The sequence below is a fragment of the Streptomyces sp. 351MFTsu5.1 genome (assembly GCF_000383655.1).
GTDB lineage: Bacteria > Actinomycetota > Actinomycetes > Streptomycetales > Streptomycetaceae > Streptomyces > Streptomyces griseorubiginosus.
The window spans coordinates 18,626-40,159 of record NZ_KB911778.1 but is presented as its reverse complement, the minus strand read 5'-3'; the positions used below and the strand labels follow the sequence as shown (position 1 = coordinate 40,159).

General features: G+C 71.3%; 20 protein-coding genes. 6 read left to right on the top strand and 14 right to left on the bottom strand.

What is annotated here, in order from left to right:
• Nucleotides 1-143: 143 nt before the first annotated feature.
• From egtD to egtA, 4 genes are read right to left on the bottom strand one after another with little or no spacing between them, the layout of a single operon-like run.
• A complete protein-coding gene (egtD, locus tag H295_RS0109785) occupies nucleotides 144-1,106 on the bottom strand; it encodes an L-histidine N(alpha)-methyltransferase (protein WP_020135179.1) in 963 nt (320 codons plus the stop codon).
• Entirely contained in the window at nucleotides 1,103-1,876 is a 774-nt protein-coding gene (gene egtC, locus H295_RS0109780) for an ergothioneine biosynthesis protein EgtC (RefSeq protein WP_020135178.1), read from the bottom strand. The genes egtD and egtC overlap by 4 nt, the downstream gene beginning before the upstream one ends.
• Nucleotides 1,876-3,210: an ergothioneine biosynthesis protein EgtB gene (egtB, locus tag H295_RS0109775; RefSeq protein ID WP_020135177.1), complete on the bottom strand. Its 1,335-nt coding sequence runs from the start codon at nucleotides 3,208-3,210 to the stop codon at nucleotides 1,876-1,878. The genes egtC and egtB overlap by 1 nt, the downstream gene beginning before the upstream one ends.
• Nucleotides 3,207-4,496 (bottom strand): ergothioneine biosynthesis glutamate--cysteine ligase EgtA, encoded by a 1,290-nt coding sequence (gene egtA / locus H295_RS0109770; RefSeq protein ID WP_020135176.1) that lies wholly within the window; start codon nucleotides 4,494-4,496, stop codon nucleotides 3,207-3,209. The genes egtB and egtA overlap by 4 nt, the downstream gene beginning before the upstream one ends.
• Nucleotides 4,497-4,784: 288 nt before the next feature.
• Here egtA and H295_RS0109765 point away from each other — a divergent pair, with 288 nt between their 5' ends.
• Nucleotides 4,785-5,666 (top strand): TIGR02452 family protein, encoded by an 882-nt coding sequence (locus tag H295_RS0109765; protein ID WP_020135175.1) that lies wholly within the window; start codon nucleotides 4,785-4,787, stop codon nucleotides 5,664-5,666.
• 3 nt (nucleotides 5,667-5,669) lie between these two features.
• Here H295_RS0109765 and H295_RS0109760 read toward each other — a convergent pair whose 3' ends face one another.
• The 4 genes from H295_RS0109760 to H295_RS0109745 all read right to left on the bottom strand — a co-directional run bounded on the left by H295_RS0109760 (nucleotide 5,670) and on the right by H295_RS0109745 (nucleotide 9,502).
• Nucleotides 5,670-6,116 (bottom strand): type II toxin-antitoxin system PemK/MazF family toxin, encoded by a 447-nt coding sequence (locus tag H295_RS0109760; RefSeq protein ID WP_020135174.1) that lies wholly within the window; start codon nucleotides 6,114-6,116, stop codon nucleotides 5,670-5,672.
• A gap of 108 nt (nucleotides 6,117-6,224) precedes the next feature.
• Nucleotides 6,225-7,700: an SPFH domain-containing protein gene (locus H295_RS0109755; RefSeq protein WP_028809217.1), complete on the bottom strand. Its 1,476-nt coding sequence runs from the start codon at nucleotides 7,698-7,700 to the stop codon at nucleotides 6,225-6,227.
• A 133-nt stretch (nucleotides 7,701-7,833) separates the two neighbouring features.
• The gene (locus tag H295_RS0109750) at nucleotides 7,834-8,052 is read right to left on the bottom strand and encodes a hypothetical protein (protein WP_028809216.1); all 219 of its coding nucleotides are present in this window, start codon (nucleotides 8,050-8,052) and stop codon (nucleotides 7,834-7,836) included.
• 25 nt (nucleotides 8,053-8,077) lie between these two features.
• Nucleotides 8,078-9,502 carry an amidase gene (locus tag H295_RS0109745; protein WP_020135171.1) on the bottom strand — a complete coding sequence of 475 codons (1,425 nt, stop codon included), beginning with the start codon at nucleotides 9,500-9,502 and terminating at the stop codon, nucleotides 8,078-8,080.
• A gap of 228 nt (nucleotides 9,503-9,730) precedes the next feature.
• On the opposite strand from H295_RS0109745, the gene H295_RS0109740 reads away from it, so the two are divergent.
• Nucleotides 9,731-11,110, top strand: a complete 1,380-nt coding sequence (locus tag H295_RS0109740; RefSeq protein WP_020135170.1) for a glycoside hydrolase family 43 protein — start codon at nucleotides 9,731-9,733, stop codon at nucleotides 11,108-11,110.
• 42 nt (nucleotides 11,111-11,152) lie between these two features.
• On the opposite strand, the gene H295_RS0109735 is transcribed toward H295_RS0109740, so the two are convergent.
• Nucleotides 11,153-12,277 carry an alpha/beta fold hydrolase gene (locus H295_RS0109735; RefSeq protein ID WP_020135169.1) on the bottom strand — a complete coding sequence of 375 codons (1,125 nt, stop codon included), beginning with the start codon at nucleotides 12,275-12,277 and terminating at the stop codon, nucleotides 11,153-11,155.
• Nucleotides 12,278-12,364: 87 nt separating this feature from the next.
• Nucleotides 12,365-12,787 carry a hypothetical protein gene (locus H295_RS0109730; RefSeq protein WP_020135168.1) on the bottom strand — a complete coding sequence of 141 codons (423 nt, stop codon included), beginning with the start codon at nucleotides 12,785-12,787 and terminating at the stop codon, nucleotides 12,365-12,367.
• A 112-nt stretch (nucleotides 12,788-12,899) separates the two neighbouring features.
• On the opposite strand from H295_RS0109730, the gene H295_RS0109725 reads away from it, so the two are divergent.
• Nucleotides 12,900-13,949, top strand: a complete 1,050-nt coding sequence (locus tag H295_RS0109725) for a response regulator transcription factor (RefSeq protein ID WP_020135167.1) — start codon at nucleotides 12,900-12,902, stop codon at nucleotides 13,947-13,949.
• Nucleotides 13,950-14,093: 144 nt separating this feature from the next.
• On the opposite strand, the gene H295_RS43025 is transcribed toward H295_RS0109725, so the two are convergent.
• Complete coding sequence (locus H295_RS43025; RefSeq protein WP_078616627.1) at nucleotides 14,094-14,993, bottom strand: LysR substrate-binding domain-containing protein; 900 nt, start codon at nucleotides 14,991-14,993, stop codon at nucleotides 14,094-14,096.
• Between the two features lie 215 nt (nucleotides 14,994-15,208).
• On the opposite strand from H295_RS43025, the gene H295_RS43020 reads away from it, so the two are divergent.
• Nucleotides 15,209-16,261, top strand: a complete 1,053-nt coding sequence (locus tag H295_RS43020) for an ArsR/SmtB family transcription factor (protein WP_051135530.1) — start codon at nucleotides 15,209-15,211, stop codon at nucleotides 16,259-16,261.
• Between the two features lie 229 nt (nucleotides 16,262-16,490).
• Here H295_RS43020 and H295_RS43015 read toward each other — a convergent pair whose 3' ends face one another.
• The 3 genes from H295_RS43015 to H295_RS0109700 form a co-directional block, all read right to left on the bottom strand.
• A complete protein-coding gene (locus H295_RS43015; RefSeq protein WP_158691038.1) occupies nucleotides 16,491-17,459 on the bottom strand; it encodes a Tat pathway signal protein in 969 nt (322 codons plus the stop codon).
• A 488-nt stretch (nucleotides 17,460-17,947) separates the two neighbouring features.
• On the bottom strand, nucleotides 17,948-18,322 hold the full coding sequence (locus H295_RS0109705) for a hypothetical protein (RefSeq protein WP_020135163.1): 375 nt from the start codon (nucleotides 18,320-18,322) through the stop codon (nucleotides 17,948-17,950).
• A gap of 264 nt (nucleotides 18,323-18,586) precedes the next feature.
• Entirely contained in the window at nucleotides 18,587-19,174 is a 588-nt protein-coding gene (locus tag H295_RS0109700) for a hypothetical protein (RefSeq protein WP_020135162.1), read from the bottom strand.
• A 391-nt stretch (nucleotides 19,175-19,565) separates the two neighbouring features.
• Here H295_RS0109700 and H295_RS0109695 point away from each other — a divergent pair, with 391 nt between their 5' ends.
• Nucleotides 19,566-20,735 carry a CaiB/BaiF CoA transferase family protein gene (locus H295_RS0109695; RefSeq protein WP_020135161.1) on the top strand — a complete coding sequence of 390 codons (1,170 nt, stop codon included), beginning with the start codon at nucleotides 19,566-19,568 and terminating at the stop codon, nucleotides 20,733-20,735.
• A 19-nt stretch (nucleotides 20,736-20,754) separates the two neighbouring features.
• Nucleotides 20,755-21,531 (top strand): crotonase/enoyl-CoA hydratase family protein, encoded by a 777-nt coding sequence (locus H295_RS0109690; protein WP_020135160.1) that lies wholly within the window; start codon nucleotides 20,755-20,757, stop codon nucleotides 21,529-21,531.
• Nucleotides 21,532-21,534 lie beyond the last annotated feature (3 nt).

Sequence of the window (21,534 nt, the reverse complement as noted above, 5' to 3'; positions counted from 1 at the left end):
GCGAGCGGTCCGGGGGTTGGGGCGGGCGCGGGTGCGTTGTGGCTTGCCGCGCAGGGTCGGACACGGACCCAGCCATGTCGGCGGGACCCACAGGCACCCTTCGTCGCCGACCGGCACCTGCGGGTCCCCTTCCTCGCCGACCGCTACCGCACCACGCTCAGCGACAGCGCGAACCGGCCCTCGCCGTCCGTCCACCAGTGCGCCAACTCCAGCCCGGCGGCGGAGAGTTCGTCGCGGACGCCCTCCTTGCGGAACTTCGCCGAGATCTCGGTGTGCAGCTCCTCGCCCTCCGCGAAGTCCACGGCCAGGTCGAGCGCGGGCACCTTCACGGTCTGGTCCGTGCGGGACCGCAGCCGCATCTCGATCCACTCGTTCCCGGCGTCCCACAGGGCCACGTGGTCGAAGGCGCCGGGATCGAAGTCGGCGTCCAGTTCACGGTTGACGACCGTCAGGACGTTCTTGTTGAACGCGGCCGTCACCCCGGCCGCGTCGTCGTACGCCCGGACCAGCACGTCCTCGTCCTTGACCAGGTCCGTGCCGAGCAGCAGCGCGTCACCCGGCGAGAGCAGGGCGCGCACCGAGGAGAGGAACGCGGCGCGCTCGACCGGCAGCAGATTGCCGATCGTGCCGCCGAGGAAGGCCAGCAGGCGCGGACCCGGCGTGCCGGGCAGGGCCAGACCGGCCGTGAAGTCGGCGATCAGCGCGTGCACGCTCAGCCCGGGCCGCTGGGCGATGAGCGCGTGCCCGGCCTGGGTGAGCGCGCTCTCGCTGACGTCGACCGGGACGTACGTGTGCAGCCCGGTCAGCGCGTCGAGCAGGTACCGGGTCTTCTCCGAGGAGCCCGAGCCCAGCTCGACCAGGGTGCGGGCACCGGTCGCCGCGGCGATCTCACCGGACCGCGCGACGAGGATCTCCCGTTCGGCGCGGGTCGGGTAGTACTCGGGCAACTCGGTGATCCGCTCGAAGAGTTCACTGCCGTGGGCGTCGTAGAACCACTTCGGCGGCAGGGTCTTGGGCGTGTGCGTCAGGCCCTTGAGGACGTCGGCGCGCAGGGCGGCCTCGGTGGCGTCCTCGGGCAGGGTGCGGGTCAGAAGGAACGGACTCACGTGCGGGGCTCCTTGAGTGGTTCCAGGGACTTCAGTGGGGTCAGCAGGACGTCGGTGCGGCTCGCCGCGAGCAGCGTCCGGTCGGGGACCTCCTGCCAGTGCGGATCGTCGTCGTACGGCTCGGAGGCGACGACCGTGCCGAGGCCGGGCCGCTGGAGGTACCAGAGGGTGTCGCCCCAGGCGGTCGCGGCGATGGACTCGCCGTTGGTCAGCAGCAGGTTGAGCCGGGAGCCGGGGGCCGCCTCGGCGACCTCCAGGACCGTGTCGGCGAGCGCCTGTCCCTCCTCGTCGCCGCCGCGCAGCCGGTTCAGCACCAGGGCCCACACGAACGCCGAGTCGTTGCGGGCCTCCATCGACAGCAGGTCCGCCGGGGGCAGGGTCCCGGTCAGGGGCGCCAGGGAGTCCGGCCAGCCCTTCACCGCGCCGTTGTGGCTGAACAGCCAGGGCCCGGAGGAGTACGGCGCCGCGGCGGCCTCGGCGTCGGCTCCCGCCAGTGTCGCGTCCCGTACGGCGGCCAGCATCGCCGGACTGCGCACCACCCGGGCGAGGTCGGCGAACGACAGGTCGGCCCAGATGGGCCCGGCCCGCCGGTACCGTGCCGGGACCGGGTCGCCCTCGGCGTACCAACCGACCCCGAAACCATCGGCGTTGACCGTGCCGTACCGCTGTCGGCGCGGCGCCCAGGACTGCCGGTACAGGCTGTGCGGGGGCTCCACGAGGAGCCGGCCGAGCGGCTCCCCGGGTCCCAGGTAGGCCAGATGACGGCACATCAGACGGATTCCGCGGAACGGGCGGTGCGGAAGCCGGAGAAGATCTGCCGCCGGATCGGGTAGTCCCAGTTGCGGAACGTGCCCCGGCAGGCGACCGCGTCCACCGCGAACGAGCCGCCGCGCAGCACCTTGTGGTCGGGGCCGAAGAACACCTCCGAGTACTCCTTGTACGGGAACGCCTGGAACCCCGGGTAGGCCTCGAAGTCGCTCGCCGTCCACTCCCACACGTCACCGATCAACTGCCGCACCCCGAGCGGCGACTCGCCCTCCGGGTAGCTGCCGGCCGGGGCGGGGCGCAGGTGCCGCTGGCCCAGGTTGGCGTGCTCGGGCCGAGGGTCGGCGTCGCCCCACGGGTAGCGTGTCGAGCGGTTCCCGGCCGGGTCGTGGCGAGCCGCCTTCTCCCACTCCGCCTCGGTGGGCAGCCGCCGTCCGGCCCAGCGGGCGTAGGCGTCGGCCTCGTGCCAGGACACGTGGACGACTGGCTCGTCGGCCGGCACGACCTCGGTGACGCCGAAGCGCCGGCGCAGCCACTGCTTGCCGTCCCGGCTCCAGAACAGCGGGGCGTGGATGGAGTGCTGCCGGATGTGCGCCCAGCCGGCCGGCGCCCACCAGCGCTCGGTGTCGTAGCCGCCGTCCGCGATGAACGCCTGGTACTCGGCGTTCGTCACCGGAGTGGTGTCGATCCAGAAGGCGTCCACCTCCCGCCGGTGCGCGGGGCGTTCGTTGTCCAGCGCCCACGGTTCGTCGGAGGTGCCCATGGTGAACGGGCCGCCGGGGACCAGGACTTCGGCCGGGCCGGTGAACAGCGGGGCCGGCTCCGGGTCCGGGGCGGTCAGGGCCGCGGGGCCCTTGCGGAGCTGATGGGTGATCAGCATCGTCTCGTCGTGCTGCTGTTCGTGCTGCGCGATCATCCCGAAGGCGAACCCGGCCTCGGTGAGCCGGGTCCCGTGCAGCGCGGTGCCCTCCAGGATGTCGAGGACCCGCCCGCGCACCTCGGCCGCGTAGCGCCGGGACTCCGCGGGGGACAGCAGGGGCAGCGTGGGGCGTTCGGAGCGCGGGTGCTCGAAGGCGTCGTAGATGCCGTCGATCTCGGGCCGTATCGCCTCCTGCCCGCCGACCGTCCGCAGCAGCCACTGCTCCTCCTGGTTGCCGATGTGGGCGAGGTCCCACACGAGCGGCGACATCAGCGGCGAGTGCTGGGCGGTCAGGTCGGGTTCCTCGACGCAGCTGGTGAGGAGCGTCGTGCGGTCCCGGGCGGTGACCAGGGTCGACACCGCCCGCTCACGGAAGGACTCGGGGTCGTCGACCGCGGGGGCGGTGGTGGGGTCGGTCATGTGCGGATTTCCTTCCCGAGCGAACCGTGGGTGCGGTCCAGCAGATCGTCGGCGGGGCAGCGGCCCCGGATCACATAGCGATGCAGATACGTTTCGACGGCGCTGATGACCTCGGGGCCCGCGCCCAGTCGGGGCAGGCCCTCCAGGGCCGCCGTGAAGCACACGACGGCCGCCTCCCGCAGCTCCGGGTCGGTGAGCCCGTGCCGGGCCGCGTCGATCCACAGCGGATTGTGCGGGGCGGGCAGCGACAGGGTGCGCTCGGCGAGCGGCTTGACCGCCCGGTACGCCGTCTCGGCGGTCTCCGGGTCGTCGAAGAGCGCCGCCGTCACCGCGAGCGGGACGATCCAGCCGTCCTCGCCGGGCTGCGCGTCGATCATGCGCAGTTCGAGATGGCCCCGCGGCCTGACCGGCGGGAACAGCGTCGAGACGTGGTAGTCGAGATCCTCCCGGGTCGGCTGCCGGGGCACACCGGACCTGGCCCACTGCCGGAAGGTGAGCCCCTCGGGGACGTCCCAGGGGCCGCTGTCCCGCCGTATGCACATCACCGGCGCGTCCAGGACGTGCCGGGCCCAGGCCGCACGGGGGTCGGCGTCCAGGTCGGGGCCGCCCGCCCGGCCCTTGCCGATCTCGGTCCACAGCAGCTGCCGGGTGGAGAGCCAGCCAGTGGGCTCGGAAACGGCCAGGGGCGAGTTCGCGAAGGCGGCCACCAGGACGGCGCCCAGCTGGTGCGCCAGCCACCAGCGGCGCCCCAGGCCCAGGGGGCCGGGCTCCTCGTGGCCGGCGTCCACGCAGACCTGCACGGAGGCCGAGGTGCACATCATGGCTCGGCCCGCCGGACCGGTGCGGTCCAGACAGGTCTCCATCGCGTCGTAGCGCGGTTCGAGGAGGTATCTGCGGGGCGGGTGCCAGGGGTCGTGGCCGAAGCCGACGATGCCGAGACCCTGTGCGGCGAGGGTCGCGCGGACGGTGGCGAGGTCCGCGGAGACGGCGCCGATGCACTCCGTCAGGGAGTCCGCGGGCTGGGAACTCAGCTCCAGCTGGCCGCCCGGTTCGACGGTGAGCGCCGACTTCAGGGGCACGGTCCGCAGTGCGGCGTAGGCGGCCGTGAGTCGTTCGGTGGTGACGGGGAGCTGCGGGCCGCGCAGCTCGTGGACGAGCCATTCCAGTTCCACCCCGATGCGGCGGGGCGGGCCGGTCTTGAAGCAGATGCCGCGGACCAGGGCCTCGAGCTCTGCTTCGCGGAGCGATGTACGAGGGCTCGTACAGTCGCCTATCGAGTCGGACATGTCGGGATCCTCCTGAGATTCCACCATGCCACCGGCCCGGGATCAGGTGGGTCGGACCGGCAACGCTCGTCCCACCCAAAACCTTCTTCCCGTTCCGCACAAGGGGGCACATCCGCGCATTAGGGGCCGTGGATCTCTGTTCTCCCTGGGTTCTCGAGGCGTTTTCCGGCTGTGGCGGGCGTCGGAAACTCTGTTGCACCGCCACCCCAGCATCACCCACGATTCCCGCATGAGCACGACGGGGGAGACCGCACGGCGTGCGGTCATGGCGTCCACGGGGGTGGCGCCATGAGCGCACGGCTGCGCGGTGTCGCGCGGGAGACGGAACAGATCGTCGCGGCGGGACGCTACCGGGCGCCGGACGGGCGCGAGGTGCTCCTGGCCGAACAGATCGAGGCGGCGCGCGCGGGGACACGGATGCTCGGCCCCGGGCCGGTGGAGGTGCCGGATTTCGCTCCGGCGGCGGGCGGCGCTCCCGTGGACACGTTCGTCGAGGTCACGGGGGAGAGCAGTCTGGAGGCGGCCCGTCGACTGGGCGAGGCTTCTGCCGCAAGGCCGGCCGCCCCGCCCGCCGGGGGCGTGGCGGTGCTGAACTTCGCCTCGGCACGCAACCCTGGTGGCGGCTTCCTGAACGGTGCCCAGGCCCAGGAAGAGGCCCTGTGCCGGGCTTCCGCCCTGTACACCTGCCTGCTCCGGGTCCCTGAGTTCTACGACCACCACCGCGCCCACCGCGACCCGTTCTACTCGGACCGGGTCATCCACTCGCCTGCCGTGCCCGTCTTCCGGGACGACCGGGGCGGTCTGCTGGACTCGGCGCCCCTCGTGGGCTTCCTGACGGCGGCCGCTCCGAACGCCGGGGTGGTGCGGCGGACGGCACCCGAGCGGGTGGCCGAGCTGCCGCGGGCCCTCGCGGTGCGCGCCGAGCTGGTGCTGTCGGTCGCCGTCGCCGAGGGCTACCGGCGCCTGGTGCTGGGTGCCTGGGGCTGCGGGGTGTTCCAGAACGACCCCGCGCAGGTGGCGGGGGCGTTCCGGACCCTGCTCGCCCCGGGCGGCCGGTTCGCGGGGGCCTTCGAGCACGTGGTGTTCGGGGTGCTCGACCGCACCCCGGGCGCGGTGGTCCGGGAGGCGTTCGTACGGGCGTTCGCCGAGCGGCAGCCGGCGCGGAGCTGACCGTCAGGTCCAGCCGTACCGCTCGTGCAGCCGCTGCCTGACCAGGTTGAAGCGGCCCCGGTCCAGGGCGCAGGCCTCTCGGCGCATGCCCTCCTCGTGCAGGCGCAGGACGCGGTCGACGTCCACCCAGGAGTCCCGCCCGGTGCGGTCCCAGGGGCCGCTGCCGATGGCGACCCACTCCCGGTCGCCGTCGTGCCGCTTGCTCGACAGCTGGACGGCGAGCACGGTGCCGGCCGCCTCGCGGGCGACCACGAGCACGGGCCGGTCCTTGCCGCGGCCGTCGTTCTCCTCGAAGGGCACCCAGGTCCACACGATCTCCCCGGGGTCCGGGTCGCCGTCGTGCGCGGGGGAGTACTCGGTGCGCACCGGACCGACCTCGCGCGGGTCGGCCTCGGTGGTGGCGGTGGCGCCGAAGCGGCCGGGGACGTTCTCATCGGTAGACGCAGTCACGGGGGCACCTTATGGCGTCCGCGGGACTGGGGGAGCAGTGCGGTCCGCCGGACGGACGAAGCGGCGGCCCGGGACCCTTTGTTCCAAAGGCCCCGGGCCACCAGTCTCTTACTCCTGCACCGGAACCTTCTGCACGGGCGGTGTGGCGACACCGTTCAGCGAAGTGCCGTTGACGGGCTGTCCGTTCTGGTTCATCGACGCCAGCAGCTGACGGGCGAGACCCAGCCCCGTGCCACCCATGGTGAGCGCCTTGGCGAACATGTCCGCCATGCCGTCGGCGCCGTTGAGCACCACCATGTTGTCCACGTTGCCGAACGCGGACGCGCCCGCCTTGACGATCTCCGGCCAGTTCTCGGCGAGTTGCTGGGCGACGACCGCCTCCTGGTTCTCGGCGAGGGCGGCGGCACGGGCCTTGATGGCCTCCGCCTCCGCGAGACCCTTCGCCCTCGCGGCCTCCGCCTCGGCCAGACCCCTGGCCTGAGCCGCCGCGGCCTCCGCCTCACCCGTGGCGCGGGTGGACGCCGCCATGGCCGTACCGCGGGCCTTGGTCGCCTCGGCCTCGGCACTCGCGGCCGCCTTGACCCGGGTGGCCTCGGCCGCCGCGGCCAGTTCGGTCTCCTTCGCCTTGGCCTCGGCCCCGGAGATCCGCGCGTCACGCTCGGCCTCGGCGAGCGTGCGCTTCTCGTAGGCCTTGGCGTCCGCCGGCTTGCGGACGTCCGCCTGGAGCTGCTGCTCCCGCCGGTGCGCCTCGAGTTCGGCGACCCGGGTCTCCTGGACCACGACCTCCTGCCGGGCCCCGGCATCCGCGAGCGGACCGGCCTGACGCGCCTTCGCGGCCGCCTTGTCCCGCTCGGCCTGGTAGCCGGCCTGGAGGATCTCGCTGTCCCGGGTGGCCTCCGCCATCCGTGCGAACGACTGCTGCTCGGCCTCGGTGGCCAGCCGGTTCGCCTCGGCCTGCGCGATACGGGCATCGCGCTGGACGGCCGCCGCGTGCGGCATCGCCAGGTTCTGGATGTACCCGGTCGGGTCCTCGATCTCATGGATCTGAAGGGAGTCGACGATGAGCCCCAGCTTCTCCATCTCCGTGCCGCAGGCGGCCCGGGTCTGCCCTGTGAGCTTCTCCCGGTCGCGGATCATGTCCTCGACGGTCAACCCGCCGACGATGGACCGCAGATGACCGGCGAACACGTTGTGCACCCGCTCCGACATCAGCTTCTGCTGGTCGAGGAAACGCCGCCCCGCGTTGGCGATCGACACGAAGTCGTCGCCCACCTTGAAGATGACCACGCCCCGCACCTTGAGCGGAATGCCCTGGTGGGTCACGCAGTCCACATGCAGTTCGGTCTCGTTCAGGTCGAGCGACAGCTTGCGCACCGCCTGCACACCGGGCAGCACCAGCGTGCCGCGCCCGGTGACGATGCGGAAGCCCATGCCCGCCTCGAGGCCCTCGGTCTTGTGGTTCGACCCCGAGATGATCAGTGCCTCGTTGGGCTCCGCGACACGCCACATCAGTTTGAACAGACCGATCACAACGGCGATGGCAGCGACTGCCACCCCCGCAACGACGCCGACAACCATCGGCATACGCCCCCTTTTGATGGTGCCCTTTCGGCACCGAACGAAGGGAGTGTGCGCCTCTTGGAGGCCAGGGTGAAGACGCCGGGGAATCCTTGTCGAAACCTTGATACAAACGCCTCTCACCTGCGCATTGGCAGGCTCAACTGTCGTAGGCGGGCTGTACGTAGACCGTCCTCGGCGGCAGGTGCTCCACCACCATCACCACGGTGCCCCGCTCGATCCGCTCCGTGCCGGTGGCCGGGTAGGCGAGGAAGTGCTCGGCACCGCCCCGTACCCGGACGATCACCTCGCCGACGAGCCCCGGCCCGACCGTCCCCGTGACCCGCCCCATGAGCCCGACCATCGACGCATCGTCCATGGTCACAGGGTACGGGCGGGCGCCGTCACGCGGCGGGCGAATCCGCCGTCGCCCGTTCCGGCGGCCACACCTCGTGCCAGCGCAGCTCCGCCTCCAACTGCCCCGCGAGCGACAGCAGAAGCGGCTCGCTGTGCGCGGGCCCGAGCAACTGCGCCCCGACGGGCAGCCCGCCGTCGACGAACCCGGCGGGGACATTGACCCCGGGCCAGCCCAGCACGTTCCACGGCCACGCGTACGGACAGGCCGCGATCATCGCCCGGTCGGTGGCAAGCCCGCCCAGCTCCAGCATCGCCCCGACACGGGGCGGGGGAGCGGCGGTGGTCGGGGCGAGGACGACGTCGTACGACGTGAAGAAGCCGCCGATACGGCGGTGCAGGACCGCCTCCGCGCGCCGCGCCGCCCGGAGCGGCACCCCGCCGAGCAGCCCGCCCAGCCGGGCCGCGTCCCGGGTGCGGCGGTCGAGGAGCGCGGGGAAGGGCGCCTCCCGCACCCGCTCGGCGAGCCCGGCCGTGGCGCGCGGCACGAAGGTGAGCCCGATCTGCCCGTACGGCGGATCGGCCTCCTCGACGATGTGCCCCGACGCGGCGAGTTTCTCGGCGAGTTCGAGGACTCGCGCCCGTACCTCCGGCCGGAGCCGGGCGGGCAGTGCGGTGAACGGCGGCTTCAGGGCGAGTGCGATGCGCAGCCGTCCGGGGTCGCGGCCGACCGCAGCGGAGGCGTCGACGGCGGGCGGCCGGTGCGGGTCCAGGGGGTGGTTGCCGCTCGCGGCGTCGAGGAGCAGGGCCGCGTCGGCGACCGTGCGGGCGAGCGTGCCGTTGACGGTGATGCCCTGGAAGGACTCGCCGCGCGGCCAGGTGGAGACGCGGCCGCGCTGCGGCTTGATGCCGACCAGGTGGGTCCAGGAGGCGGGGATGCGGACCGAACCGGCCCCGTCGGAGCCGAGGGCGGCCGGCACGAGACCGGCGGCCACGGCAGCGGCGGAGCCGCCGGAGGAGCCGCCCGGGGTGTGCTCCGGGCTCCACGGGTTGCGGGTCGCGCCGAAGGCGGGGCCCTCGGTGAAGGGCCACTGCCCGAACTCGCAGGTGTTTGTCTTGCCGACGATCACGGCCCCGGCCGCGCGCAGCCGCCGTACCGCCTCACCGTCCCGGGCGACCGCGGGGAACTCCCCCCGGCAGCCGAACGCCGTCGGTTCGCCTGCCACGTCCATGTCGTCCTTGACGGCGACGGGCACGCCGAGCAGCGGTTTGCGCACCCCGGCGGCGAGGTCCCGGTCCGCCGCCTCGGCCTCGGCCAGGGCCGCCTCGGTCCGTACGATCCGGAAGGCGTTGAGGGTGTCCTGGGAGGCCCCGATCCGGGCCAGGGTCCGTTCGACGAGGGACACGGAGGTGAGCTCGCCGTCGGCCAGCGCCCGGGCGGTCTCCGCCAGCCCGGCGGAACGCTCGTACGTCATACGGGACACCTCCGGGTCGAGGACGGGCGGGCGCCGTCTACCGAACGGTAACGTCGGAAAGCGCTTCGCCGGAACGGGGGTTGTGCACGACAGGGGTCACCCAGGGGATTGACGCGTCCTGATCACGCTCTTACCGTCTGATCGACTTCCCGAACTCCGTTCGGGATATCGGACGTCAGTGCTGCGTCCCCGTGCAGCGTCGCGTCCTTGCCCAAGGGAGAGCCGCCCGTGACCACACGTCCCCCCACGCCGTCCCGCCGCACCCTGCTCCGCGCGATGGCCGCCCTGCCCGCCTCGGCCGTCCTGGTGGGCGAACTGCCCGGCACGGCCCTCGCCGCCGCCCCGCCCAGCGGCTCCGCCACCCGCTACACGATCGTGCCGTTCCTCAACAGCAGCGACGGCACGGTGAACGTCTACCAGTCCGACGACGCCACCGACTTCCGGCTGCTGAAGTCCTCCGCCTACACGCCGCCGAGCAACAGGATCCGGGACGCGAGCGTCCTCAAGCACACCGACGGTTTCTACTACCTCACCTACACCACCCACACCTGGCAGGACGTCAGCACCACCATCGGATTCGCCCGCAGCTCCGACCGGGCCAACTGGACCTTCCTGTACGACTACCCGGTCCCGATCGCCGGCCTGTCCCGCGCGTGGGCCCCGGAGTGGTTCGTCGACAGCGACGGCAGCGTGAACGTCATCGTGTCCTGCTCCCTCACCAGCGACGAGTGGATCTTCACGCCGTACCGGCTCAGGGCGACGAACTCGGCCCTGACGGCCTGGAGTTCACCGGTGGCCCTGTCCGGCCTCGGCGCCAACCACATCGACACGTACCTCGTGAAGTCCGGCTCGACCTATCACGCGTTCACGAAGAACGAGACGACGAAGTACATCGAGTACGCGACCGCGTCCTCCCTCAACGGCCCCTACACCATCTCCAGAACCGGCGACTGGGCGGGCTGGGGCAGCTACCGCGAGGGCCCGTCGGTGATCCAGCTCGACAACGGCGGCTGGCGGATCTTCTTCGACGGCTACGGCGACGGCAGCTACTACTACAGCGACAGCTACGACGCCTTCGCCACCTGGTCGGCCCCCACGGCACTGCCCGTGATCTCGGGCACGGCCCGCCACTTCACGGTGGTCAAGGAGACGGTGTCCGGCGGCCCTTCGCTGACGAGGAACGTGACGCGCTCCTTCCGGTCGGCCAACTACACCACCCGCTACTGGCAGAACCAGTCCTCGCTGCTCAACCTCCCGGTGGTGACCGGCTCCAGCACGTCCGCCGAGAAGACGGCGTCCACCTTCACCGTGGTCGCGGGACTCGCCGACCCGAACGGCTACTCCTTCCGGGACTCCTCCGGCAACTACCTCCGCCACTGGGACTTCCGCGCCCGCTTCGACGCCCAGGACGGCACCTCGACCTTCGCCAGGGACGCGACGTTCATCGCCCGCACGGGCACGTCGTCGGGCTCGATCCGCTGGGAGTCGTACAACTACCCCGGCCGCTACCTCCGCCACTACGACTACCAGCTCCGCGTGGACCGCGCGGACGGGACGGAGCTGTTCCGGCAGGACAGTTCCTTTGTGCCGGTGAGTGCCTGGGCCTGAGCCGCACGGCTGCTGAAGTGATGTCGGCGCAGCCCGCCCGGTCTACGGAGCCGGGCTGATGTCGCCGTTGGTGTTCATGTCGAAGATGCCGTTGGACTTGCCGTCGACCTTCAGGTGCTTGAGCCAGTGCTTCGAGAGGTTGTGCACGTTCTTGTGCTGCCCCTCCCACACCACCGAATGGCCGGCGCAGTCCAGCTTGACCATCAGCTTGTGGTCGCCGGGGACGGAGTCGTAGAGCGCGGGGACCGAGAAGTTGAATTCCGGGTCTTCGCTCGACGTGTTCGCCTGCCTGTCGTACTCCCCGTACACGAGGAGGACCGGCACGCCGTCGCCGAGGACGCCACCCTGCGCCGCGGTGGTCCTGTTCCAGCCCCACCGGACGAAGTTCCTGATGCGATTGCGCCCTTCACCGACCGGTCCCCACGTGCTGCCCACGGGATCGCTTTTCATGATCGCGTCCCACACCTTGTCCTGCATCTCGTCTGAGCGCTGCCCCTCGCAGTGCACCTCGCTGCCCCACCCGTTCCAGGTTCCGGCTTTCGTGCTCACGAACGTCGGGAAGCCGGGCTGCGGCAGCGGGGCGGGGGCGTTCGACGTGCCCTCGGGCGGGAAGATCGGCGCCAGCAGGAACAGGCTCGACACCTTGTCGGCGTTCTTGACCGCGTACGGCCCCATGGTGAACGCGGCCGCGGACCAACCGATGAAGGCGACCTTGTTCACCCCCTGCTCGCGGATGATCCAGTTCACGACGGCGTTCAGGTCGTCCCGGTCGCTGATCGAGTTGGTCAGCTGGAACGGATAGTTGGGCGGGCCCGGCGTGAAACCCGGAGGCCGCGGCTTCAAAAGGTTCTGCTGGGCGGGGTTGACGTTGCGAGGGTCGTCCATCTTCGGCCGCGGCGACAGCCCCGACCCTTGGAGATCCATCATGAAGACGTCGTAACCGGCCCTGGCCAGTGCGTCGGCCCAGCTGTACGACTCGAAATCGAGATCGAAGCCCGCGAGCACCGGAACGCTGCGGCCGTGCAGCATCAGGACGGCCGTGCGCTCGTCGAGGTGGCCGAGGGACGTGCCGTCGCGCTCGCGCACGAAGAGTTCGACGACCTGGCCCAGGTTCGCGGGGACGGTGGACTCGTGGGGTACCAGATGGTCTGTCACGGTGACGGGCATGAGGGTCCTCCCAGAGCAGTGGATCTTCGTGGACAGGGGTGTCGGTGCACCGGCCGAAGGGCTGCGGAGCCGCCCTGACAGATGCGGTCACCCGGCGGAGCAGAGACCGTCCGTCGGGCAGAACATGGCCCACACGGCGTTGTAGCCGGACCGCACGGTCAGCGAGGCCGGGTCGGGGCCGCCGTTGACGGCGGAACCCGGGTCGGGCGTCGCGGTGAAGGTGACGGTCGTGCCGACCGGGAAGCTCGCCGAGCACGGGCCGGTGGAGTTCGGCGGCGGTTCTTCGGAGCTGTACGGGTCCCAGGCGGTCGTGTGGCAACTGATCCCGGCAGGTCTGCTGGTGACCGTGCCGCCGCCCCAGCCGTCGATCCACGCGTACACGGTGCTCGACTGGGTCGCCTGGAGAACCCGGGCGGGCTGCGCCCCGACCGGGGCGGCCGTCGCGAGTGCGGCCGCGGCGGAGAGTGCGGCGGCGGCCAGGACGGCATGGATTCGCGACGTCGTTCTCATCGGTGGCTCCTCGGTCGCTGCCCTCTGACGTGTGCTGATGCCTCCATGCTTGACCTGCTGGGGAGCGCGGCCCATCCCTGAAATGTGGGGAATCGCGACGTACGCTCGAATCATGGCCCTGCCTGTCGTCCCGTACGCGAGGTCGTACGAGCGGATCGTCCGTCTCTGCGAGGCGGGCGGCGACTCCCGGACCGTGCGCGAACGGCTCCTCGGTGAACTGAGGACCACCATTGGCTTCGAGGCCTACAGCTTCCTCCTGACCGACCCCGAGACCACGGTGGGCTCCTGCCCCGTCGCCGACGTGCCGTGGTCGCCGGAACTGCCGAGGACGACCCGTCTCGGATACCTGACCGCGGCCAACCGCTGGACGACACTCGACCGCGTGGCCCTGCTCAGCCGGCTCCCCGACCCCACCGTCAGCCGCCTGTGGCGTGAGGCGCTGCGCGACTACGGCATCCGGGACATCGCCTCGCTGGTCTTCAAGGACCGCTTCGGCTGCTGGGGTCACCTCGACCTGTACCGGCGCGACCGCCCCTTCACCGCCGCCGAGGCCGCCTGCCTGGCCCGCCTGACCGCTCCGGTGACGGCGGCCCTGCGCCGCGCCCAGGCGGAGACCTTCGTCGTACGACCGCCCCACGCGCGGCTCCAGAGTCCGCTGGCCCTGCTGCTCGACCACGATCTGCGGGTACTCGCCCAGACCCCGGCCACCTCCGCCTGTCTGAGGCGACTGGTGCCACCCGGACACGGCCGCGCGGCGATGCACGCGTGCGTGTACGACGTCGCCGCCCAGTTACTGGCCGCCGAGGCGGGCGTCGACACCCACCCCCCGCGCTCCCGGCTCCACCTCGCGGACGGCCTGTGGTTGACCCTGAGCGCCGCCCGCATCGCCGACGTGATGCCCACGGATCGCCGGCACAGCATCGCCGTCACGCTGGAGGAGACCTGCCCGGCGGAACGGCTCGCCCTCTTCGCCAGGTCCTTCGCCCTGAGCCCCCGTGAGGTGGACGTACTCCACCACCTGGCCAAGGGCGGCGACAGCCACATGGTGGCCCACCGCCTGTGCCTCTCCGAACACACCGTCCAGGACCACCTGAAGTCGATCTTCACCAAGACCTCGACGAACAACCGCGTGATGCTGCTGGCACGGGCACTGGGCGCGTGAGGGAGGCAAGGAGCCGCAGGCCTGTGCCGTCGCACCGTGTACCGCGCGCTGCCCCGGAAGTCGGTGAGCTCCTAGTTGGCGTGGTTGGCGTGAAGAGCACGTCGCTGTCCTGGCGGTGACCGGCGCGGTGGGCCGGGGGGCGGCTCAGAGGGGCGGCAGGTGCTTCCAGCGGGCCGCGGACATCGCGGCGGTCGCGGCCTCTCGTACGGCCCGAACGGCCGGGCGGTCCCGGTGTTCGGCCGGCCAGCCGAGGGCCGACACCGTCGGGGACAGGTCCACCACGTCGACGTAGCGCACACCCGGGCGTGGGAAGAGCTCGCGGGCCGCCGCGGGCAGAAAGCACATGCCCTGTCCCGAGGCGACCGTGTGCAGCAGCCCCTCCATGTCGCAGACGACGGGGCCGTAGCGCACCCGCCTGCCGTCCGGGCGCGGGTCCACCGCCCAGAAGTCCCACCACACACGGGGCACTTCAGGAGGGACGTCCACGAAGACCCGCTCGCCGAGATCGGCGAGCGACAGCGTGGGTCGTCGGGTCAGAGGGTCGTCGGCGGCCAGACAGGCTATGCGCGGCTCGGTGGCCAGTTCCAGGAGTTCGACGCCGGCGGGCACCGGGGGTCGGAGGAAGGCGATGTCGATGTCGCCGGAGAGCAACCGGACCAGGTGTTCGGCGAAGCTGAGGGTTCGGATCTCCACGGTGAGTGCCGGATGCAGTGTGCGCAGCTGCTCGAGGATTGCGTGGGTGTAGGGCATGGCGGCCTCCGCGCCGACCGTCCCCACGACCACATGCGCGGAGAGGGTGCGGGCCCACTGACCGGCGCCGACCCGCAGTCGTTCCATCGCTTCCACCGTCGCCCGCGCCTCGTCGGCCAGGGCACGGCCCGCGTCGGTGAGCGCGACACTGCGGCTGTCGCGTGAGAACAGCGGGACACCGAGCCGCTTCTCCAAGTCCTGGATCTGGCGGCTCAGCGTCGGCTGAGTCATGTGCAACCGCTCAGCGGCCCTGCCGAAGTGCAACTCCTCGCCCAGCGCCAGAAAGAGCCGCAGTTGATGCAGGCTCGGCTCCGATGTTCCCCCCGGATCACGCACCGCCCACGTCCTCGACCTGCGGCCATAGCGAATCCTGCATCGATCGGGCCCATACTCTCATCGCCCGCCCCCCGACGGGCGGATCTTCTCCATGCCACTCTGGGAAACCGCCGCACCGTCCGGAATGACCACCGGCACGGTCGGCGGTAGCCGTGGGAATCGGGGGATGAACAATGCTGCGTATTCACTTCACAGCCGCGGACCTGGCACGCGTTCACCTGGCGCGCGAGCCGGACCCGGTGTGGGAGACCTTGCTGAGCCTGCACCAGTTGAGCCCATCACGGCGAGGTCTGCCCGTCTACGGTCACTGGCGGCGCGCCGCTCGGGCCGGACTGTCCGAGAAGGGACTGGCGGGAACGGCCAGGATGCTTTCCGTCCTCGCCCCGGCTGCGGCGGGCTATTGGCCGGATTTCCTGACACCCGATGCCTCGGCAGGCGGTCTGGAGACCGCGATGGAGGAACTGCGGGCCACCCCCCGGTCACGGCTGCGCCGGGAACTGAACCGCTTGGCCGGGACCCACAGACTGCCGCGCTGGGCACACGGTCTCGGTGCGGGGGACCGGACGGCGATGGAGGAGGTCGCGACGGCGTTCCGGCTCGTGCATCGCACGATCGTGGCGCCGGACTGGGCCGGGACAGCCAGGACCACCGAGGCCGACCGGGCCCTGCGCACGCGCACGCTGCGCGACCGTGGAGTCCACGGACTGCTGGACTCCTTCCGCCCGTTGATGGTCTGGCGTCCTCCCGTGCTGCACGTGCGCTACCCGGAGGACCGGGACCTGCACCTCGGCGGATGCGGAGTGCGGCTGATCCCCTCGCACTTCTGCTGGAACACACCCATCGCGCTGGCCGATCCCACCCTGCCGCAGGTCCTCGCCTACCCCGTCGCTCATCCCGCGACCTGGGCGCCGCAGGTCACGCGTGACAGACGAGCCGAGGCCCTGGCCACCGTGATCGGACGCACCCGCGCCCGGGTACTGGCATGCCTGGAATCCACCGCGACCACGGGGGAAGTCGCCCGGCGCCTGGGCATCTCGGCCCCGTCGGCGAGCGAACACGTCGCCGCGCTGCGCGAGGTGGACCTCGCGCACAGCCGGCGCGTCGGCGCCCATGTCGTCCACACCCTCACCCCGTTGGGCGCCGCGCTGCTCAGTGGTGATGTGCCGGACCAGGCGTCGGTCGTTCCGGCCGGCCTCCGACCGGTTCCTGCGGCCGTTCGACGGTGACGTCCGCCGGCGGATTTCCGGGACGGAGGTGCGGGAATGCCGACTGCCGGTGAACCGGTGAACTGACTGGTTGCCGCGTACCCCCCAACGGGGCGCCGCGCGGGGGGACACTGACGGCTGCGGGGGTGTCGGATGCCGGGGGAAGTCGCCGGGGGCGTCGACTCCTACCGGCCAGGGCCGGCCCGGCCCTCCCGGTCAAGCCGGGACCGGCTGGTCCCGTGCCGGTCGGTCACAGCTCGCCGTCGTGGAGCGGGAAGCGGGCCGGTTCCGTGACGCCCACCCGCTTCAGGTCCTCGACCGTCGTCTCCATGGCACGGCGACGCGAGTGCAGGGCTTCGGCCTCGGCGCTGCCCGGCCGGGCACGCAACGCGAGATGGGCCACCGGGTGATGACCGTGCCCGTGGTCGTGGCCATGGCCGCCCTCGGGTCCGCTCCAGGGCGGGTCGAAGCTCCAAGGCACCGGCCCTTGCAGGTTGTTGGCGGCCATCCAGTCGTCGATCCGGGCGTCCACCCACCCGTGGATCCTCCAGAAGAGCGGGTTCACGTGGGAGGAGTAGGTGTCGCCGAGCCAGTTGTAGGCGGAGTCGTCCCACCGGGGGTCGACGTTGAACGCGTCCCCGCCGGGACGGTATTCGGGCATCTGCGACGACCAGCGCATGTGGAGCGAGTTGTGGATGAAGAACTCGACGAAGGCACCGAGGTGGCCGAGCGTGATCTGGCGCAGTACCGCCGGGTCGTTGACCTGGGTCTCCCGTGCGTGGATCTGGTCGTACGCCGCCTGCGACTTGACGTTCAGGAGACTCTGGGTGCCGCCGGGGTCGCCCGGCAGCTGATACGCGGGCGGGACCGGGAAGCCGGGGTCGTCCGGTGCCGGGATCGTCACCCACCCCTGCACCTGGGGATGCTGAGGGTCGCCCACCTCGGCCAGGATGTGGTTGACCTCGGTGATCATCACCCGGTGCATGTACAGGAAATCCTCGCCCGATCCGTTGTCGAGCTCCACCGGCCTGTTCCCGGTGGCCGGGTCCCTCGGCCCGCGGGACGGGCGGGGCGGCACCCAGCCGTGGTCGGTGAAGACTTCCTTCTCCGCCGGGGTCAGAACTGCCCAGGAGTCCCGTGTCAGGTGCCACAGCATGTGGTGCAGTCGCATGGCGCGGTCGGCCATGGCGTCGATCACTGGCTTGGGAAAGGCGTTCATGTGCGCTCGACCTTCCTGAATCGCCGAGGTCTGCGAGGTTGCCGACGCTGCGCTACGGCCGCCGGACGGAGGCACGTTCGGCAGCGCGGCACGGGAGGCGCGTACGGCGGCGCCGTAGGCGGGACTCGGTACGGCCGCACAGTGCGCCTCAGGCTTTTCCGCCCGCGAGGCGACCGTGGCCGGCAGACACAAGTGCGCTGGCGCTCGCATCGGTCTGGGAGAGACCGCGGAAGTGAGCTTGTCTGCTTCCACTGTGCGTCACACCGCGTGGTCATGCATCTGGGCCGGGCGGCGGAGCGAGGTTCGCGGCTGTTCGTGTTGCACGCCGGCAAGGCCTCCCGCTGTCCACGCAAGCAAGCGGAAGGCCTTGGGCAGGTCCAGAGTCACGCTCGCTCATTGGGGATCCCCGGGCCGCGGCTGGACTGGCGGGACTGACGCGTCGGGCCCTGCATCACCAGTGCGAACGATCGGAGCCCCGCTGGGCGGCGTCAGCAGCGCTCGACACCGTCGATCCAGTTGGTGGCGTTGTCGGTGTAGTAGCTGGCCATGTAGCCCCGGTGGCCGCTCGCGGTGAGCACCCAGACCCAGTAGGGGTTGTTGCCGACGCTCTGGGACCCCTCCTGCTGGCAGTACACATACACCTGGGCCGGGCTGCTCACTGTGGTCTGCACGTCCGGACAGTTGGCGGCCGACGGGTAGAGATAGCACTGTTCCCCGCCGCCGGCACGGACGTTGACGCCGGAGGCCCAGACGCCGTAGTAGCCCGGGCCGTGTCCCGTGGCGTGGGCGGAGCCAGCGGTGCCGAAGACGAGGCCGGCGGCGGCGATGACGGCAGACGCCATGGTCGCGGCGGTGGCTCTCACTGAGCGAATCATGAGTGTTTCCCCCTCGGGACAGTCGGACGGTCTGAGCGGCCCCAGGACTGACGCATCCTCGGCATCCGCGTTCTCGGCAAGGGTGGCTGCTGTCAGGAAGGGGGACCAACGCCTTTCGGCGAGAGCCGAAAAGGGCAGGCCGAGGGCTCCCCGCTGCTGGATTGCTCTCACTGGGCCAAGGTTCTCCAGTTGGGCTGACAACGTGGTGGAACCGGCGCGCAGTACTCCCCAGGCGCCGCAGCCACACTCCCGTCACGCGGGCGAGGCGCCGGCACCCGGAGGTCGACGCAGCATGTGCAGACAGATGACGGCGGCGACGACGGTGCGCCGATCGTCCGCCTCCAGGCGGGGGTCCAGGTCGACGACGTACTGCTGCAACCCGATCCACGAGTCGATGGTGCTCACCGTGACCCGGCCGAGAATCCCTTGTGTGGGCACTCCTTCCGGGGCGGTCTCGGTGAGATGCCATTGGGCGAACGGCAGCCCGGGCCGGGTGAGGAAGAGGTGGCGCCCCTGGTCCGTCCGGAGCCTGAGCTGGAGGGACTTGAAGAATCCGGGGGCGCACGCGTTGCCGACCTCCCGGTGCGCGGCGTCAGTGAAACGGAACTCCGCCGGCCCGGAGTGCTCGATGCGGACGATGACCTCGCCGGACGTGTGGGTGAGGACGTAGTGCGTGTCGTCGGTGCAGGTGAGCGAGGCCAGCGTGGTTCCCTGCCGGGTGGACACGGCCAGGGCGGGACCCAGGTATCTGCGCCACCGCGAGCGCTTCGGCTGCCCGACCACCACGGCATCCAGGTCGAACAGACCGGGCTCCGTCTTCGGTACTGCGTCCTCCGCCACGATTCCCCCCTCGACCGAGTGTGTTCACTGTGACGGAGAACCGGCCCAACTCCCATCCCCCGGGCAAGCATTGCCGAGCCCACCCGGCCGGAGGACCACGACGCCATCACCACTGAGCGTTTTCCATCCTGAGGGTCGCGATGGCCTGCTCGACGAGTGCGGCCGCGAAATCGGCTTGTCCGAATTCGAGAAGAATTCCTCGGAGATGGAGCTGCGGTCGCCTCAATAATAGAAATTCGAGGAAAGGAAGCAGTTTGACCAGGCGGTATGACCACTGCGGTCATACCGCCTTTCGTCAATCGGTCATTCCCTCGGCTTTCTTTTCCGTGCCCCTCGTCATAATTTAGTTTCCAGATACACGGAAACTGTGAAGCAAGGAGTGAGGAAAGCCATGACGGACCTCGCAGACACCGTCACCGGCCCCCTGAAGGGCATCCGGGTGATCGACCTGTCGACCGTGGTGATGGGCCCCTACGCCGCCCAGATCCTCGGCGACCTCGGCGCGGACGTGGTCAAGATCGAGTCGCCCGCCGACACCGTCCGCGTGGGCCACTACCGCACCACGCCGGGCATGACCCCGCTGAACCTCAACGTCAACCGCAACAAGCGCAGCGTCGCCCTCAACCTGAAGGACGACACCCAGCGCGAGCACGCGCTGAAGCTGATCGACGCCGCCGACGTGCTGATCACCAACATGCGGCCCGGCGCGCTGCACCGCCTGGGCCTGTCCTACGACGACATCGCCGCCCGCAACCCCGGCCTCGTCTACGCGCACGCCCAGGGATTCCGCGGCGACTCCGACCGCGCAGGGAACGCCGCGTACGACGAGACCGTGCAGGCCGCCTCCGGCCTCGTCGACATCGCCGACCGGGCGCTCGGCGAGCCCGTCTACCTGCCGACCATCATCGGCGACAAGGTCTCCTCGCTGACCATCGCCTACAGCGTGCTCGCCGCCCTGTTGCACCGGGGCCGCACCGGTCAGGGCCAGCTCGTCGAGATCCCCATGACGGACACGCTGATCGCGTTCAACCTGGTCGAGCACCTCGCCGGCCACACCCATGTCCCCGAGACCGGCCCCACCGGCTTCCCGCTGTCCATGCTCAAGGGTCACAAGGCGGTGCGCACCAAGGACGGGCTGGCCTGCGTCATGCCGTACAACCCGCTCAACTACCGGGACTTCTTCACGGCGGCCGGACGCCCCGACCTCGCCGAGGACCCGCGGGTCAACGGGGACGCCATCGACAGCGCGGACCACGAGGATCTCGCCGCGCTCCTGGCGGACTGCGCCCCCGCGCTGACCACCGAGGAGTGGGCGGAGGTGTGCGCCAAGCACAGCATCCCGATGGCCCCGGTGCTGGAACTGGACCGCGCGCACGAGGACCCGTACGTCCGTGACGGCCACCTCCTCGACACCGTCGAGCACCCCACCGAGGGCACGGTCCGCACCATCGGCATCCCGGTGCGGTTCTCCGCCACCCCCGGCTCGATCCGTCGCCTGGCACCGGTCGCGGGCCAGGACACCGAGGACGTCCTCGCCGAACTCGCCGCCACCGCCCGCTGATCGTCCCGGAAGGACCACCATGAGCACCCCCGCACCCCCCGTCGTCCGCACCGAACGCATCGACTCCACCCTGCTGATCACCCTCGACCGCCCCGAGGCCCGCAACGCCGTGAACGCCGCGGTCGCCCGCGCCCTGACCGAGGCACTCGACGCACTGGAGGCCGACCCCACCCTGCGGGCCGGCGTCCTGACCGGCGAGGGCGGCACGTTCAGCGCGGGCATGGACCTCAAGGCCGCGCTGCGCGGCGAGTCGCCCGAGGTCGAGGGCCGGGGCTTCGGCGGACTGACCGAGGCCGAACCCGCCAAGCCCCTCATCGCCGCCGTGGAGGGCTTCGCCATGGGCGGCGGCTTCGAACTCGCCCTGGCCTGCGACCTGATCGTCGCCGCCGAGGACGCCCGGTTCGGCCTGCCCGAGGTCAAGCGCGGCCTGATCGCCGCGGGCGGCGGAGTGATCCGCCTGCCCAAGCGCGTCCCGCACCACCTGGCCATGGAACTGCTGCTGACCGGCGAACCCGTCGACGGCCGCCGCGCCGGCGAACTCGGTCTGGCCAACCGGGTCACCGCCAAGGGCCAGGCCGTCCCCGAGGCCCTGCGCCTGGCCGAACAGCTCGCCGGGAACGCCCCGTTGGCGCTGGCCGCCGTCAAGCGGGTCGTCCGGGCCGCCGACGGTGCCCCCGACGCCGAGGCCTTCGCCTTCCAGCGCGGCGAGATGAAGACCCTGATGGCCTCGGACGACGTACGCGAGGGCATGACCGCCTTCGCCGAGCGCCGGCCCGCCCGGTGGACGGGGCGGTGAGGG